Here is a 17,279-nt window from a genome sequence, read left to right as displayed (position 1 = left end):
TCCCAGTGGAAGTATCCTAAACGCAGTTGTATTTAACACTGTTTATCGAGCGCAAAGTATTGCACCGATATTAAATTAAACTGGCATCTCATTAAATTATTTAAAGTTTAGCGTTCAATTGACATAATCTAAAGTAACAACTACCAATTATGTGACTTTATTTATACAAATTGCTGTTTTGCTTTTGTTCTGTAAATTTTGTTTAAGTTTGGGGTATATACATAATGCCGGCTTAATTGCGATTATCTTCGTGAACATTTGGTATTGACGCTAACATGGTAGATAATTGCGTGCACTTTCTGTCGCCTGGAGTCTACTTTGTTACAGTTCACTAATATGTGGTTTACTAAACGGCCCTTCTTGATTCTATTTTCAATGTGTTGTTTAAGTGCACTGAGCTTAGATGCCGATGCCCAAATGGATGACTTTAAAGGGTCGGAGTTGTGTTTAGTTGCTGATAACACCCTCGCGTATTTAAACAAGGGCGCAATCTACGACAAAAAAGCCATCCACGGAGGACAGCTGAACGGCCATGTGTTTTCGCTAGAGCGTGTTAAAAAAACGCTTAAATTTATTTGCCAAACATATCGGCAGGATGTTCGCGCAGGGCGTTTAAGTCGTCTGCATGATGCGCAATTTATTCAGCAAAATTTTGAAATAATACCTTGGATACCCAATTTAGCCAAAGCGCAAAACGTGATAGCGCAAACTCAAAATGAGGCTAAAAAAAATCTATTGAGCCGTATTCCCGAAGATAAAATATTGCTGACTAAATACTATACAAAGTTGGTCGATGCCCGTTTTACTAAAAAATCGCCCTATCTACATGCATTGTATGAGTTGCCATTTGATGAGCAGCATTTATCCATGGAGCAGGCTGAGCAGCAAAAAGACACGCTGACGCGATTTACCTACACCCGACAAGCAGTTATGAATGGTGCTTTGGATGCGGCATCGAATAATAAGCCATTAGCAAAGCCTATTTTGTATCTTACAGAAAAAGGACTGCACGACACCCTTTTACAGGGGACGGCCGTGGTACAAACGGCTAACCAAACCCGCTATTTCAACGTGCATCGCAACAACGGAATTGCTTATGATTATGCACTTAATAAAGATGAACAAGCGCGTTATTGGTATTTTAAAGAAGTTCCGGGTGTGATGGGATACGGGTTAGAGCCTGAAACAAAAGTGCAAATTGTGCCGCAAGTTAGTGTTGCTGGCAACGTCGCTGGATTGGGGTTGGGTAAGTTGATTATGCTGAGTTATCCAAAAAAACAGAAAAACAACAAACCGGCAGGAATTCATGATAAATCCAGACTAAAAACCGTCAATCGACTGGTGATTTTAGCAGATGAAGGCGGCGCATTTGACGATAACTATTTTCAGCTAGACTTGCTCGTGGGCAGCTATCATGGCTGGGCTGATTATCATGCGGCAAATAAACATTTACCGGATTTTGTGCAAGCCAGTATTTTGCTGCTAAAAGAAGCAGGCTCGCGACAATGAACTTAACACAATCTTTTAAGCGGCTTGATGATTTATTGGTTGAATATCAGTCGTACTGGAATTTTGTACCTTTTGAACAAACTACTGTGCCTTGGAATAACGCACAATTGGATGCTTTATTATCGCAAACCAACTCAACTTCTAAAATTGCGGAGAATATATTTCCTAAAGTACATAACTGGTTAAATAACAGCGAAAAACAAACAGGCGTTGTTAACGAAAATTGGCAAAAAGAAGTTCCTTTTTGGCTCACAAATGGTATTCATGGTCGTAAAATAGAGCAGATCAAACAGTTGTGTAGTCACATTAAACCCATCTACCCGGTTTTGGAGTGGTGTGCGGGCAAAGGTCACTTAGGGCGTTTATTAAGTTTTCAGCACCAATGTAAAGTTGTCAGTGCCGAGTGGCAATCTCATTTATGCCAGCAAGGTGCAGAGTTGGCACACAAATATCAGATACCTCAAAAATTTATACACACCAATGTATTACAAGATCCGTTAAATTTTATCGAGGTAGATCAACATATTGTCGCATTACATGCCTGTGGTGATTTGCACGTGACTTTATTAAAACACATGCAAAAGGTATCTTCTAAACAATTGCATCTTGCACCCTGTTGTTATCACTTAATTGCTGAAGACAGTTATGCGGCGCTTTCACAAGCAGGACAAGCAAGTTCGTTAAACATTAAACGTAATATTTTAAAGCTAGCGGTACAGGCTCAGGTAACCGGTGGTAAACGCATAACTGAATTAAGACGAAAAGAAGTGCTTTGGCGTTTGGCTTACCAGGCGCTACGCGCTGATATCAGTGGGCAAACAGCATATGCGTCTTTGCCGTCAGTTAATAAAAGTTGGTTTAGTGGTGAATTTAATGCATTTGCAAAATGGGGACTCAATCATCAAAATTTGCAACAGCCTGATTTTATTGATGATGAGTATTATCTTGAAATTGGCCAGGAAAAAGCTTTATTTACGCAAAAATTGGAAAGTGTAAGGCATGTTTTTCAGCGGGCACTTGAGTATTGGCTGGTGTTGGATAAAGCCATTTATTTGCAGGACTTGGGTTACCAAGTAAAACTTAAAGCCTTCTGTGATTATCACACCACACCTAGAAATTTAATGATAATTGCAAAGCGCAGTGACGGATAAAATCTAAATATAACTAACATAAAAATAATAGGATGACAGCAATGGCTAAAGTTTTTGATGCATCATGGCAGCAATGGTTAAAAACCAATATCGAACGAGGTTGTAATAAAAATGAGCTGACGACCATTTTATTAGAACATGGTTTTGATATTAATCTGATTGAACAACAATTTTCTGTTGTGACACAAGCCAAGCAAACTGCAAGCCTGAATGTCGCCTCTGACCCATTCACCTTTCATCCCAGTTTTGCGGTCAGTCAATCCGACCCGCTAATGAGACAACAAAACGCACAGCAACAAAACGAACAGCAAAAACAAGTACAACAACGCTTGATTCGGGTTCAGCAGCATCTGGCTCAATCTAAAGCGCAAAAACTAGAGTCCGATGCACTAGAGCTTTACACGCTTAATCATTTTTTATCTGCACAAGAATGCCAAGCTGTGATTGATTTACTAAGCAGTAAACTCAGACCGTCAGAGCTGGCCTCTCAAACCTCAGATTCCAATTTTAGAACCAGTAGAACTTGTGATTTAGGCATTATTAATAATCAATTAATTGCACGTATTGATAAACGTATTTGTGATTTATTGGCGATTCCTGCGACGTACGCTGAAGTTATTCAAGGTCAGTATTACGAGGTGGGGCAGCAATTTAAAGCGCATACTGATTACTTTGAAGCGTATGAATTGCAAAAGCATGGCGGCAAAATGGGGCAGCGCACTTACACTGTGATGATTTATCTAAATGATGTTGAGGCGGGTGGTGAAACCAATTTTTTAAATGTAGGCATTGGTTTTAAACCGCAACAAGGTATGGCGGTTATTTGGAATAGTTTAAACCCAGACTTAACAGGCAACATCAATAGCCTGCATCAGGCCGAGCCCGTAAAAAAAGGATTTAAAGCCGTGATTACCAAATGGTTTAGGCAAAACTCAGTATAAAACGTATTCATTAGCGGGACTCTTAACTTTGGCCGTTTAGACGTCTAGACGTAAATAATTTGACAATTTGCCTATTTCCAGCAACAATTTGCTCCTTTCAGTTGTTCAGGAGCTTATGTTATGCCTATCAAAATTCCCGATCTCTTGCCTGCGATCAAAGTTTTGACCGAGGAAAACATCTTCGTGATGTCTGACAGTCGCGCGTCAAGCCAAGACATCAGACCGCTAGAAGTGGCTATTCTGAACCTGATGCCAAATAAAATTGAAACAGAAGTGCAGTTAATGCGTTTGCTTGCTAATACCCCATTGCAGGTAAATATAGACTTATTGCGCATTGATATGCATGTTTCTAAAAATACACCTGAGTCGCATATGTCGGCGTTTTACCATTTATTTGACGATATTAAAGGTCAAAAAAACTACGATGGCTTGATTATAACGGGTGCACCATTGGGCTTGATTGAGTATACCGACGTCAAATACTGGGACAAAATGACAGAAATAATGGATTGGGCGCGCAAACATGTGCAATCGACCATTTATTTGTGTTGGGCAGCGCATGCGGCTTTGTATCATCATTACGGATTGAAGCGGCGTATTCGTGAGCATAAAATATCAGGTGTATTTACGCATAAAACATTAGAGGCATTGGAGCCATTGACACAAGGCTTTGATGATTATTTCAGCATGCCTCATTCACGCTATGCTGAAGTACCGCTGGAAAAGCTAGTTGCCCATCCAGAACTCAATGTATTGGCAACCTGTGAAGAAGGTGGTGCATTTTTAATTGCCAGTAAAGACAGAAGAAGTGTGTTTATTACCGGCCATGCAGAGTATAATGCAACCACTTTAAGTGATGAATATTGGCGAGACGTTAAAAACGGACTTGAACCCGCACTGCCAGAAAACTATTTTCCGGCAAATAATCCAGACAAAGAGCCGCCCAATGTGTGGCGCAGTCATGGTAACTTGTTGTTTTGTAATTGGTTAAATCATTACGTATATCAAGCAACGCCATTTGATTTGTCACAACTGTCAAAATAATTAATCAAATAGCGCCACTGAAATGTTTTCAGTGGCGCTATTTGTCTTTTTACGCAAAGAAGGTTTTTCAATGATCAAGCAAAGTGAAGTCGGTCAACGTATTCAAACTTTACTCAAAGAACGCATTTTAGTACTTGATGGTGGTATGGGTACCATGATCCAGAATGCAAAACTAACGGAAGAAGATTACCGTGGAGCACGTTTTGCAGACTGGCCATCTGATCTTAAAGGCAATAACGACCTATTATCTTTGACCAAACCTGAGTTGATAGCGGAGATTTATCGCGGTTATCTTGGCGCGGGTGCGGATATCATTGAAACCAACACCTTTAATGCCACAACGCATTCAATGGCTGATTATGATATGCAGTCGTTGGCGCGTGAAATTAATTTTGAATCGGCTATTTTAGCACGCAAAGTTGCCGATGAATTTACCGCACAAAATCCTGACAAACCTAGATTTGTTGCAGGTGTATTAGGCCCAACCAGCAAAACTGCATCTATTTCACCCGATGTAAACGATCCAGGGTTTAGAAACATTAATTTTGATCAGCTGGTAGAAGCGTACATAGAATCAACTGAAGCGCTAATGGAAGGTGGCGTAGATTTTATTTTAATTGAAACCATTTTTGACACGCTTAACGCCAAAGCTGCAGGTTTCGCGGTGCTCCGCGCTTTTGAAAACAAAGGCTATAAATTGCCCATTATGATTTCGGGCACGATTACTGACGCGTCAGGGCGCACTTTATCAGGCCAAACAACGGAAGCTTTTTATAATTCACTGAGTCACTTACAGCCAATGTCTATTGGTTTGAACTGTGCATTAGGACCGGCAGAATTACGCCAGTATGTTGAAGAAATGGCGCGTGTATCTGATTTTGCTGTTTCTGTGCATCCAAATGCGGGTTTACCGAATGCGTTTGGTGAATATGATTTGTCTCCCGAAGAGATGGCGGTGCATATTGCTGAGTGGGCAGAATCTGGCTTTTTTAATATTGTTGGTGGCTGTTGTGGTACGACGCCTGAGCATATTGGCGCAATTGCTAAAGCGGTTGAAGGTAAAAAGCCAAGAGAGATTAAAAAGCGAGAGACAGCGTGTCGTTTGTCGGGTTTAGAGCCTTTAACAATTGATAAAGAATCACTTTTTGTCAACGTCGGTGAGCGAACTAACGTCACAGGCTCTGCGCGTTTTAAGCGTTTAATTAAAGAAGACAAATTTGATGAAGCTTTAGAAGTTGCCAAACAGCAGGTTGAAAATGGTGCGCAAATTATCGATATCAATATGGATGAAGGTATGCTTGATTCGCAAGCAGCCATGGTTCGGTTTTTAAACCTAATCGCATCCGAGCCGGATATTGCCCGTGTTCCTATTATGATTGACTCTTCTAAATGGGAAATTTTAGAAGCGGGTTTGAAGTGTATTCAAGGTAAAGGCATCGTTAACTCAATCAGCCTAAAAGAAGGCGAAGAAAACTTTATTAAACAAGCTCAGTTGGTACGTGATTATGGTGCGGCTGTTATTGTAATGGCGTTTGACGAAGACGGGCAAGCCGACACGCGCGCGCGTAAATATGAAATTTGCAAACGCTCATATGATGTATTAGTGAACAAAGTAGGTTTCCCACCGGAAGACATTATTTTTGATCCAAACATTTTTGCGGTCGCGACCGGGATTGATGAGCACAATAATTATGCGGTTGATTTTATTGAAGCCTGTAAAGATATAAAAGATAACTTACCCCATGCGATGATCTCTGGTGGTGTGTCTAACGTTTCTTTCTCATTTCGCGGCAATGATCCGGTACGTGAAGCGATTCACGCGGTGTTTTTATACTACGCGATTAAAAATGGTCTGACGATGGGTATCGTAAATGCCGGCCAGCTTGCTATTTATGATGATATCCCAACAGAACTAAAAGATGCGGTTGAAGATGTTGTACTTAACCGCAATGACAACGCGACTGAAAACCTACTCGATTTAGCCGAAAAATATCGTGGCAGTGGTGAAAAAGCACAGGACACCACAGCGCAGGAATGGCGAGGATGGGATGTTAAAAAGCGTCTTGAATACTCATTGGTTAAAGGCATTACCGATTTTATTGAAGACGATACTGAAGAAGCACGCCAGCAAGCTGAAAAACCATTACATGTCATTGAAGGGCCTTTGATGGATGGCATGAATGTTGTTGGTGACTTGTTTGGTGAAGGTAAAATGTTTTTACCTCAGGTAGTTAAATCTGCGCGAGTCATGAAACGCGCAGTGGCGTATTTAGAACCTTATATTGAAGCCGAAAAAGCCGAAGGGCAAACCAATGGTAAAATTTTGCTGGCAACGGTAAAAGGCGACGTACATGATATTGGTAAAAACATCGTAGGTGTCGTTTTACAGTGTAACAATTATGAAATTGTTGACTTAGGTGTGATGGTTGCAGCGGATAAAATTTTACAAACCGCAATAGATGAAAAATGTGACATTATCGGGCTATCTGGTTTGATTACCCCATCACTGGATGAAATGGTGCACGTGGCTAAAGAAATGCAGCGCCGCGATTTTAAATTGCCTTTGTTAATTGGTGGTGCGACAACCTCAAAAGCGCATACTGCAGTAAAAATTGAGCAGCAATATGATAATCCGGTGGTTTATGTACCTAACGCATCACGCAGTGTTTCGGTCGCATCGGCTTTATTAAGTGACGAGCTACGCCCGGCCTTTATGAAGCGGATCGACGCAGAATATGTGCGAGTGCGTGAACAACATGCTAATCGTGGTCCAAGAACCACTTTGGTGTCGCTGGAAGATGCACGTAAAAACGCATTTCCATTGAGTTTTGAAAATTACACGCCGGTTAAACCTAAAAAATTGGGTATTACTGAATTGCAAGACGTTGATATCAGTGAAGTTCGCAAGTATATCGACTGGACACCATTTTTCTTAACTTGGCAGTTAAGCGGTAAGTACCCAACTATTTTAAAACACGAAGTAGTAGGGGAAGAAGCACGTAAACTATTTAAAGATGCTAATGATTTATTAGATGTTATTGAAAACGAAAAAACCATCACTGCAAAAGGGGTCTTTGGTTTATTCCCAGCTGCACGGGAAGATGATGATTTACTTGTTTATCAAGATGAAGAGCGTAAGGAAGTGCTTACTCGCTTACATCATTTGCGTCAGCAATCACAGAAAAAAGACGGCAATTATAACCGTTGTTTAAGCGATTATGTGGCAGCGAAAGACTCTGGCGTTGAAGACTACATTGGTGCGTTTGCGGTGACCGCGGGTTTTGGCGCCGATGAATGGGCAGATAGTTTTATCGCAAAACATGATGACTATAACAGTATCATGGTAAAAGCAGTCGCAGACCGATTAGCTGAAGCTTTTGCGGAATACTTGCATGAGCGTATCCGCAAAGATTACTGGGGCTACGCACCGGATGAAGCGCTAGAGAATGACGATTTAATTCGTGAAAAATATCAGGGTATTCGACCCGCACCTGGTTATGCGGCTTGCCCTGAGCATACCGAGAAAAAACGTATGTGGGCGCTGTTAGATGTTGAAAAACGCATTGGTATTAAGTTAACAGAAAGCTGTGCTATGTGGCCGGGTGCTTCAGTTAGTGGTTGGTATTTTGCACACCCTGACACTAAATATTTTGCGGTGGGCAAGATTAAAAAAGATCAGGCTGAAAGTTACGCCCAGCGCACCGGTATGACAGTAACAGAAGCAGAGCGTTGGTTAGCGCCTAACTTGGACTATGATCCAGATGCATAAATAGGTTCTAACACCTTTCATTGGTTGAGTTATTTTTCAAAATATCTAAATTGAGATAAGCACGTCTAAATAGGTCAATCAAACATCAATAAAGCCGGTTATTTAAGCTTAAATAACCGGCTTTTACATTTCTAATGCAGCTGGTCAACTTGCATTAATTCTTTTTCCAGGGCTTGCTGTTCATGTCCTCTGGGTTTATGAAACTTAGCGGTTGCTAAATATACGACTGGGGTTAAATACAGGGTAAACATAGCCGCTAACCCTAAACCACCAAACATCACCCAGCCAATTGCGCTGCGCGCTTCAGCACCGGCACCCGAGCTTAATATAAGTGGCAAACCACCTAACACGGTTGAAACCATGGTTAATGCAATCGGTCGCAAACGGACATTCGCCGCTTGTTCAATCGCTGCGCGAATATCTAAACCTTTATCACGTAACTGATCGGCAAATTCGACCATCAATATGCCGTTTTTCGCCATTAAGCCAATTAACATAACCAGCCCGATCTGTGAATATATATTCACGCTGGTATCCGTTAGCCATAAAGCATAAATCGCGGCGGCTAAACCAAAAGGGACTACGGTCATCACATTAATCGCACTGGCAATGCCTTCAAACTGGGCACATAACACCAAAAATACCACAAGCAACGCAATTGCATAGGTAAAAATGACTTCGTTTGAAGTTTCTTCTAGCGTTTGCGCTTCACCTAAAAATATCATGTGGACATTGTCCGGTAAGACTTGATCTGCGAGGGTTTGTAACTCGGCCATTGCATCAGCCAATGGATACCCATCTGCAATATTGGCGCTGATTTCTATCGCACGGCGCTGTGCATGCCTGTCTAATTCAGCAGCGACACTGTTTTCTTTCATCACGACAACACTGGATAATGGCAACTGACGGCCTGAGGCGCTGGATACGTATAAGTTTGCCAAATCTTGTGGTGAAGAGACGCGTGTCGAGGACGTTTCTAAAATGATGGGGATAGATTCATCCGCAATACTTAAATCAACTAAATCCCATCCATCCACTACGGCGCGCAATGTATTGGCAATCTCGCTTAACGAAATTCCTAAATCAGCAGCCCGTCGCCTGTCGATTTCCAGCGACAACTGCGGCTGAGTAGGGCGATACGAAATATCCGGTTGGGAGATGTACTGGCTTTGTTGATTGATCGCATCAACCAAAGCTAAAGTCGCATTATAAATTTGTGGGTAATCATTGCCCAATAATGCGACTTCAATCCCGCCAACATTACCGCGAATGGCTAAACTATTGGGGCTACCAACGCGCACCCGTGCGCCCGGTATTTGGCTAATTTCTTGATTAATTTCAGCCATCACTTGATGCTGGCTAATTTCGCGCTGGGCCCATGGAACAAATGGCAACATCACCTGTGCACGGTTTGGATCATAGCGTCCAACTGTGGTAAATGCATCTGTAATAATGCCTTGTTCAAGATAGGGTTCGACAATTGCTTCAATTTGTTCTGCCTGACGCGCAATGTAATTTAAACCAACACCGTCAGGGCCCGTGGCATTGATGTACAAAACGCCGCGATCTTCTTTTGGTAATAATTCGTTGGCCAGTTTGGGGTATACCCAAGCCGCCGCAATCGCTAAGCCCAGCGCCAGCATAAAAAACCAGATGGCTTTATTTAACACAAAATGAATCGAGTTAGCGTATAAGCCACTGAGCGATCTGCCAAACCGAGCCAGCACATTCGGCTTGGCATCTTTTGGCGGTTTAGCCAGCGGAAATCGAGCCGCCATAGCGGGGACAATAGACAAAGCAACAAAGGATGAAATAATTACAGCACAAGCCAACACAAAGCCAAATTCTCTAAACATTTGTCCAGCACTCCCTGGTATCAGGGCAATTGGCACAAACACACTGACCAATACTGCAGTGGTTGCAATCACAGCAAAGATAACCTGTCGTGTTCCTAATACCGCAGCTGCTCTTGGTTTTAAGCCTTTTAAACTCAAACGTTGGATGTTTTCCAGAACAACGATGGCATCATCTACAACCAAGCCCGTGGCCAATACAATTGCTAATAAGGTTGTGATATTGATTGAAAAACCCATTAACCAAATACCCGCTAAGGTGCCAATGAGCGCCAGTGGAATGGCCGTACTGGGAATAAGCGTTGCGCGCAGACTGCCTAAAAATAACCATAATGAAGCAACCACAATCAGTATTGTCATCGCTAGGCTGGTTAGTACTTCTGTGACAGAGCTTTTAATAAATACCGCACTGTCGTTTGTAATGGTCAGCTGAATATTGTCGTATTTATTATTGAGCCGGTTGACGACTTTGTTAACTTGTTCTGATATTTCGATGGTATTTGAATGAGCTTGTCGAATAACCCCTAATCCGATCACTGGGTTTTTATTCAGATAAACTAATGACTCGACGTCTTCTGGTCCAAAATATACTTGTGCTACATCGCCAATTCTAGTGGTATCGCGAATAATGATGTTTTTAACCTGCTCTTCTGTCACGGTTGTCGCATTCGCGCGAACTAATAATTCTTGATCTTGGGCCCGAAAACTTCCTGTTGGTACATCTAATGGTGCTTCGTATAACACATCTGCTAAGTCATTTACGGTAAGGCCATAACTTGTCAGCCTTAAAGGGTTTAACACCACATGTAATACGCGTTTTCTATCGCCGAATAAGGGCACGTCAGCAACACCATTGATGCCAATAATTTCAGGTACAATGTCTTTTTCGATAATGCGCGTCAGCTCTTCTTGTTTGAGGTTTTGGCTGGTAATTGCAATGTTAATAATAGGGTGTGCATCGTCCTGCGCTTTAACTACGCTGATTTGTTCAATATCGTCGGGCAGATCACGCTGAACCTGATTAACGGCTTCGCGTACATCTGAAGCCGCGGTCATTAAATCGGTTTGTGCGGTAAATTCAGCATGTATGCGAAAATTATTTTCTTCACTTGAAGAGCGAATATTTTTAATTCCGGAAACGCGGGCCACGGCACCTTCAATAATACCTGTTACTTCAGCATCCATGGTTTCTGGGGTTGCACCCGGCAACACCCCGCGCACCGATACTATGGGGCGGTCAACGTCTGGTAGCTCCCTGACTTCAACGTAACTCAAAGCCGCTAAACCCGCTAAAGCTATGAGCAGGTTAATCACTAAAATTAAAAAAGGGCGGCGTACGCTTAGTGAAGCCAAATCATCTTTGATATATTCACTCATGGCCTAATAACCTTTGTTGAACCTGTGCGGTGACGTCTTTAACTTGCATCCCTTCACGCATTCGTTGAATGCCTTCTTTGACTACCAAACTGCCGCGGGGTAAATCAGCTTCAACCAATATTTCGCCTTTAATTCTTTGCACCACCACAACAGGCACTCGTTTGGCATGTTGATCTTGGATTTGCCAGACATAGGCACCGTCGCCACCCCATTGCAAGGCTGTTTCTGGTACCAGGGGATATTCACCGCCTGTTAAGTTAAGGGTTACTTTAAAGCTCATTCCTGGCCGAAAGTGATCTTGCGTATTATCTAATCTGGCTTGTACAGTAAAAGTTCGACTTTGTGGATCGACCCGGCTATCAATATCTACCACACTTGCTTGTACAACTTGAGCGGCATTTTGCCAGGGTGCAACTGCTATTTTTTGCCCACTTTTCAGTTGACCGTAAAATGCTTCTGCAACTTCAAACATAATCAACAATGCACTTCTGTCATCTAAACTAACCAGCGGCGTTTGGGTGTTAATGTAAGCCCCCGGATCTAGTTGAGTAATACCTAAGTGGCCTGTAAATGGCGCTTTAATTTGATGATAGTCAAGCAGTACTTTTGCTCTGTTATATGCTACTTGAGTACTGGCCAGCGCTGTGTTGGATTCATCTAATACAGATTGGGTGACGCCACCTGCGCCAACCGCAGCTTGAAATCTTTGTTTGGTGCGCTGTGCATCTTCTAAGGCAATTTTTGCCTGCTGCAGCAATAATAATTGCTCGCTGGCATCTAGCTGAATTAATGTTTTACCCTGTTCGACGTATTCGCCGGCTTGAATATTGACGCTTTCAATAATGCCATTGATGCGAGGATATAAAACGACTGATTTTAACGCTCTGGACGTACCAACCGCTTCGATAGATAGTGATTGCTGATGCATTTTAACCGCTTGAGTTAATACAGGTTCGCTTTTGAAGGATGTCGCATTTTTTGCTAGCGGTGTCTCGTCTGTGCAAGCGGCAAGCATCCATACTGCGCTCGTGGCAATAATAATTGATTTTAGAAAATATGAATTAGACATTAAAATTCCCAGCGTGAAATTGATAGCTTATAGCCCTAAGTAGACTATAAGCTATCTACAACTGAATTTTAATTCGACGAGTGTAAAGGTTTCGTAAAGCGCTTTGTTTCTGTTTAGGTTTTCTTTGTTTAAAAAGTTAACCGCATTAACCAGACTAGATGTAATGCATGCAGATATTTTGCATGTTATACCCGTCCGGTAAATTTATGCTCTACCGTATTAATTTTAATTTTGTCACCGCTTGAGATATGTTCAGGTACCTGAATCACTAAACCCGTGGTCATGGTTGCAGGTTTAGTTCTGGCACTGGCGGATGCGCCTTTTATTGAGGGTGCGGTTTCTTCAATGACCAGCTGCACGGTTGCAGGCAGCTCAATCGCAACCGGTGTCTGGTCTACGATCACAACATGTATGCCTTTTGTTTCTTCATTGATAAAGAGAATTTCGTCCGCGATGGCTTCTTTATTTAAATGGTAAGGCGTGTAATCTTCGGCATCCATAAAGATATATTCATCACCATCCACATACGAGAACATGGCTTCTCGACGCGTTAAATCGGCTAAATTTAACATATCAGAATCTTTAAATGTTTCATCAGCTTTTGCGCCGGTCACGACATCATATAAGCGCATTCTGTATAAGCTGCCCCCAGCTCGCCCTTGGGGAACTGAGCGCACAATATCTCTGACAATCATAGTTCGGTTGTTAAACTCGATGGCTGCATTCTTTTTTATTTCACTGGCTTTTGGCATTGATTTGTCCTGTAATAATTTTAGCGCAAATTAGCAGATTTTTTGTCACTCACCAATAGTTTGCTGCGTCAAAAGTTAATTATTTTGCCTTTAAAACACAATGTTTTAGTTGAAAATGTCACATTTTAGCTGTGCTCGTTCTATGCTCTAACAAATGAACAAGATTGAGCAAAATTGAATAATATTGAACAGGTTGTAGAGCGCCAATAGAGCGCCAATAAAGAAAAAAATAAGGAAAAAATAATGTATCAAGAAATTATCGAATTTTGGTTTAGTGAAATAGACAAAAGCAAATGGTTTACCAAAGACCCAGAGTTTGACCAGCTGATTTACGCTCGGTTTGCGGGCATACATCAACAGGCCGTGCAATGTGAGCTGTATGGGTGGCGGTGTGAGGCCTTAGGTTGTCTAGCTGAAATCATTATATTGGATCAGTTTTCGCGCAACATGTATAGAGATAGCGCGCAGTCTTTTGCCTACGACAGCTTGGCACTGGCTTTGGCACAATCAGCAATCGCTGCAGGTAAAGATAGCGCGTTAACGGTTGAGCAGCGTAGCTTTTTATATATGCCATTTATGCACAGTGAATCACTCGCTATTCATCAAGTCGCGGTTGATTTGTATCAAAAATTGGGCGCAGCGCGCAATTTGGAGTTTGAACTAAAGCACCAAAAAATTATTGAAAAGTTTGGTCGATACCCACACCGAAATGAAATTTTAGGCCGCCAGTCAACTGCGCAAGAGATAGAATTTTTAAATCAGCCGGGCTCTCGTTTTTAATTGCGACAGAGTATAAATTTAAATAGCTACTTGATGTTAATTGAAAATAATGTATTGTTAACAATTATTGTTAATTTAATATGAAGTGTAAAATGGTTATGGGTAATTTTAGTTTCAGAAATACCGTAATAGCGGCTGCAGTTTTGTGTGTGCTAGGGTGTAACTCAACATCAAATAATGATAAAGATAGCGCAGAAATAGATACGGGCTCTACAATAGAAACCCCTTCTACACCTACGCCCACACCTACGCCAGAACCCACACCTGAACCTACACCAGAACCAGAAATCCAAGTTATTAATGTTAATGAAGCGGACCCTAGAGAGCCCAGTTTTGTCTCTTTTAACGACACCACACCACAAGATAAATATTGGGTAAAAGTAGACAATTTATCTGACGAATTTGATTTTTGGGATAGCAGTAAGTGGGTTAAAACCAATTGGAACTATGGTGGTACACCGGTGAATATGTTGAATAAAAATTCCGGCGTTGATAACGGCCACTTATGGATAAAAGCGACTTTAAATGCAGACAGTGAAACACAGTGGTTTGAAACATCAAGAGTACGTTCTAAAGCGAAAATAAAGTTTCCTATGTATACAGAAAGCCGCATTAAAACGGCGCATATATCTGCGTACAATACGTTTTGGTTAAATAATGGTGATATTAACAATCGAGATGAAATTGATATCATTGAAAATAATTCAAACCCGTCAACAGACTATTCTAATCCAGAATATCCTTGGACAATGCATTCTCAATATTTTGTTGTAAAAGATGGAGTGACCGAGCGTAACAAGGGTAACTTTGATAACCGAAACTTATCAGAGGGCAATACCTTAAAAGGAGTGAAATGGAATGAAGAATATCATGTTGTCGGTGCTTGGTGGAAAGATGAACACAATGTTCAGTTTTACTTAAATGGTGAACCTGCGGGTAAAATAACTACTAAGCAACCATTTACTTTAGAACAGCATCTAATTTGGGATTTATGGACACAAGATTCTTCTTGGGTGGGTGGCTTGCCAGCTAAAAGTGATTTGTTGGAAGATTCACGCAATACCATGCGCGTGGATTGGGTTAGAACTTGGCGTTTAGAATCAAAATAACGAACGGCACCTTTAGATTTATAATTTAGTTTTAATTTTAGTTTTATGCCTTGATAGCAGCAAAGGAATGCTGCATGCTAATGCCTCACAATAAGGGTTTTACAGGGCAGGGAAATGGGAAAAAAATTTACTGAATTAAACGATAAACACATAGAGTTTATTCAGCAGCAAAAAATATACTTTGTCGCAACGGCGGCTGAAACCGGCAATGTTAATTTATCCCCAAAAGGGGGCGATTCACTGCGGGTAATCGACCGCAACACCATAGCCTGGTTAAACTTAACCGGTAGTGGTAATGAATCTGCAGCGCATGTGTTAAAAAATCCGAGAATGACCATCATGTTTTGTGCTTTTGAAGGCCCCCCTATGATCCTTCGAACTTATGGACAAGCGCAAGTTTTGCATCAATCAGATGATGCTTGGCAGTCTTATAATCATCTGTTTCCGGCCAGTGTCGCGGCTCGGCAAATCTATCTTTTAAATATTGATTTAGTACAAACCTCCTGTGGTATGTCAGTACCTTATTTTGATTATCAAGCGGATCGGGATGACTTAGCGAACTGGTCAATTAAACAAGGTAAAACAGGCATAGAAAAATACTGGCATAAAAAGAATCAACAGAGTATTGACGGTTTTGCCACTGAGATCGTAGAGCGCAGTGGCATTGCAGATTTGGTTGACGAGTAACTTAAAGGTATTTATTTTCAAACCAGCTCATTAAGATAATTTCGGCCGACTTTGAATCAATTTTGTCTTTACTGAGGTTTTTATAACCACCTGTTTCAAATAGAAAGGCTTTGGCATCGACTGTCGTGAGCCTTTCATCCCAAGTTTCGACCGGGTAACCAAATCGGCCGTGCAGTCGGTTTGCAAATTTGCGTGCCCGTGCGGTAATTTCTTGCTCAGTGCCATCCATATTTAAAGGCAAGCCGACAATCAGTAAATCTGGTTTCCAGTCGTTTAAAGTTTTTTCAACGATGTTCCAGTTAGGTGTGCCATCTTGCGCTTTTATGGCACTTAATGAGCGGGTGGAGTAGGAAAGTTCTTGCCCAACTGCAACTCCGATGCTTTTTAAGCCAAAATCAAATGCAATAACTGTGCGTTGTCCATCAGGTGTACTAGGTTTTTTTGAATTTGTTTGCTGTGTCATGCGTGACCAATATCGTCGCTAATTTGCCAGGTCGCAAAGCCTAAATGATCTGTCGCGTGTTGCCAACGTAAATGTATCGGTGTTTTAAAAACCAGCTCAGCACTGGCCGGTAATGTAATCCAAGAGTTTTCTAATATTTCCTGTTCTAATTGTCCGGCTCCCCAGCCCGCGTAGCCTAAACAAATTAAATAATCTTCCGGTTCTTCATGGGTGCCTAAAGCATCTAAAATATCCTGCGAGGTGGTAACCATCATGTCTTCAGACAATTGCATTGAGCTTTTCCATTTTTTGGGCTGTGGTTTGTGCAATACAAAACCACGCTCCATGGCAACCGGACCACCTGCATAAATAGGCGTTTCTGGGTTGATGTTTTTACCTTCAGTACTGGTTTTAATTTGCGCTAGCAATTCGGGTAATTTCATATCAATAGGTTGATTAACGATAATACCCATAGCACCCTGTTCATTATGTTCGCAAACATAAGTGACAGTGCGTTCAAAGTATCCATCTTTTAGTGATGGCATTGCGATGAGTAGTTGATTCTGAAAAGTTTGCATTACGCCCTCAATAAAAAGATTGTTGTTTTAATTATGGGTGTTATTTTTTCGATTTCCAGCCCATTTTTGACTAGGACGAACCCTTCGGACAGCGTTTGTGCGGCATTTCTACTGCCTCAGCCCGAAGGGCAATGGCTATTTTAACCCTTAACGGTATTAGAATTCGTTTATTTAGAATGACTAAACCCCACTCATTCTGCTTTGTTAATGATTAAAAT

At 41.6% G+C, this 17,279-nt stretch carries 13 protein-coding genes; 8 read left to right on the top strand and 5 right to left on the bottom strand.

What is annotated here, in order from left to right:
• The first annotated feature begins 318 nt into the window (after window positions 1-318).
• The 5 genes from FNT16_RS00715 to metH all read left to right on the top strand — a co-directional run bounded on the left by FNT16_RS00715 (window position 319) and on the right by metH (window position 8,414).
• A complete protein-coding gene (locus FNT16_RS00715) occupies window positions 319-1,509 on the top strand; it encodes an acetate--CoA ligase (protein ID WP_143869745.1) in 1,191 nt (396 codons plus the stop codon).
• On the top strand, window positions 1,506-2,660 hold the full coding sequence (locus FNT16_RS00710; RefSeq protein WP_143869744.1) for a methyltransferase: 1,155 nt from the start codon (window positions 1,506-1,508) through the stop codon (window positions 2,658-2,660). The genes FNT16_RS00715 and FNT16_RS00710 overlap by 4 nt, the downstream gene beginning before the upstream one ends.
• A gap of 41 nt (window positions 2,661-2,701) precedes the next feature.
• The gene (locus tag FNT16_RS00705) at window positions 2,702-3,601 is read left to right on the top strand and encodes a prolyl hydroxylase family protein (protein ID WP_185976645.1); all 900 of its coding nucleotides are present in this window, start codon (window positions 2,702-2,704) and stop codon (window positions 3,599-3,601) included.
• A 120-nt stretch (window positions 3,602-3,721) separates the two neighbouring features.
• Window positions 3,722-4,645, top strand: coding sequence for a homoserine O-acetyltransferase MetA (gene metA, locus FNT16_RS00700; protein WP_143869742.1), 924 nt, complete (start codon window positions 3,722-3,724; stop codon window positions 4,643-4,645).
• Between the two features lie 70 nt (window positions 4,646-4,715).
• Entirely contained in the window at window positions 4,716-8,414 is a 3,699-nt protein-coding gene (gene metH / locus FNT16_RS00695; RefSeq protein WP_143869741.1) for a methionine synthase, read from the top strand.
• A gap of 131 nt (window positions 8,415-8,545) precedes the next feature.
• On the opposite strand, the gene FNT16_RS00690 is transcribed toward metH, so the two are convergent.
• The 3 genes from FNT16_RS00690 to efpL all read right to left on the bottom strand — a co-directional run bounded on the left by FNT16_RS00690 (window position 8,546) and on the right by efpL (window position 13,465).
• Window positions 8,546-11,644, bottom strand: a complete 3,099-nt coding sequence (locus FNT16_RS00690) for an efflux RND transporter permease subunit (protein WP_143869740.1) — start codon at window positions 11,642-11,644, stop codon at window positions 8,546-8,548.
• Window positions 11,637-12,713, bottom strand: coding sequence for an efflux RND transporter periplasmic adaptor subunit (locus tag FNT16_RS00685; protein WP_143869739.1), 1,077 nt, complete (start codon window positions 12,711-12,713; stop codon window positions 11,637-11,639). The genes FNT16_RS00690 and FNT16_RS00685 overlap by 8 nt, the downstream gene beginning before the upstream one ends.
• 185 nt (window positions 12,714-12,898) lie before the next feature.
• Window positions 12,899-13,465 (bottom strand): elongation factor P-like protein EfpL, encoded by a 567-nt coding sequence (gene efpL / locus FNT16_RS00680; protein ID WP_143869738.1) that lies wholly within the window; start codon window positions 13,463-13,465, stop codon window positions 12,899-12,901.
• A 243-nt stretch (window positions 13,466-13,708) separates the two neighbouring features.
• Here efpL and FNT16_RS00675 point away from each other — a divergent pair, with 243 nt between their 5' ends.
• From FNT16_RS00675 to FNT16_RS00665, 3 genes are all read left to right on the top strand, one after another.
• Window positions 13,709-14,245, top strand: coding sequence for a DUF924 family protein (locus FNT16_RS00675; RefSeq protein WP_221935041.1), 537 nt, complete (start codon window positions 13,709-13,711; stop codon window positions 14,243-14,245).
• A 98-nt stretch (window positions 14,246-14,343) separates the two neighbouring features.
• Entirely contained in the window at window positions 14,344-15,354 is a 1,011-nt protein-coding gene (locus FNT16_RS00670; protein WP_143869736.1) for a LamG domain-containing protein, read from the top strand.
• A gap of 114 nt (window positions 15,355-15,468) precedes the next feature.
• Complete coding sequence (locus tag FNT16_RS00665) at window positions 15,469-16,041, top strand: pyridoxamine 5'-phosphate oxidase family protein (RefSeq protein WP_143869735.1); 573 nt, start codon at window positions 15,469-15,471, stop codon at window positions 16,039-16,041.
• A gap of 1 nt (window position 16,042) precedes the next feature.
• Here FNT16_RS00665 and ruvX read toward each other — a convergent pair whose 3' ends face one another.
• Both ruvX and FNT16_RS00655 read right to left on the bottom strand, forming a co-directional pair.
• The gene (gene ruvX / locus FNT16_RS00660) at window positions 16,043-16,504 is read right to left on the bottom strand and encodes a Holliday junction resolvase RuvX (protein ID WP_143869734.1); all 462 of its coding nucleotides are present in this window, start codon (window positions 16,502-16,504) and stop codon (window positions 16,043-16,045) included.
• Window positions 16,501-17,061 carry a YqgE/AlgH family protein gene (locus FNT16_RS00655; protein ID WP_143869733.1) on the bottom strand — a complete coding sequence of 187 codons (561 nt, stop codon included), beginning with the start codon at window positions 17,059-17,061 and terminating at the stop codon, window positions 16,501-16,503. The genes ruvX and FNT16_RS00655 overlap by 4 nt, the downstream gene beginning before the upstream one ends.
• Window positions 17,062-17,279 lie beyond the last annotated feature (218 nt).

Source organism: Catenovulum sediminis (genome assembly GCF_007289895.1).
Taxonomy (GTDB): domain Bacteria; phylum Pseudomonadota; class Gammaproteobacteria; order Enterobacterales; family Alteromonadaceae; genus Catenovulum; species Catenovulum sediminis.
The sequence above is the reverse complement of the archived record's forward strand: the minus strand, read 5'-3'. Positions and strand labels throughout refer to the sequence as shown.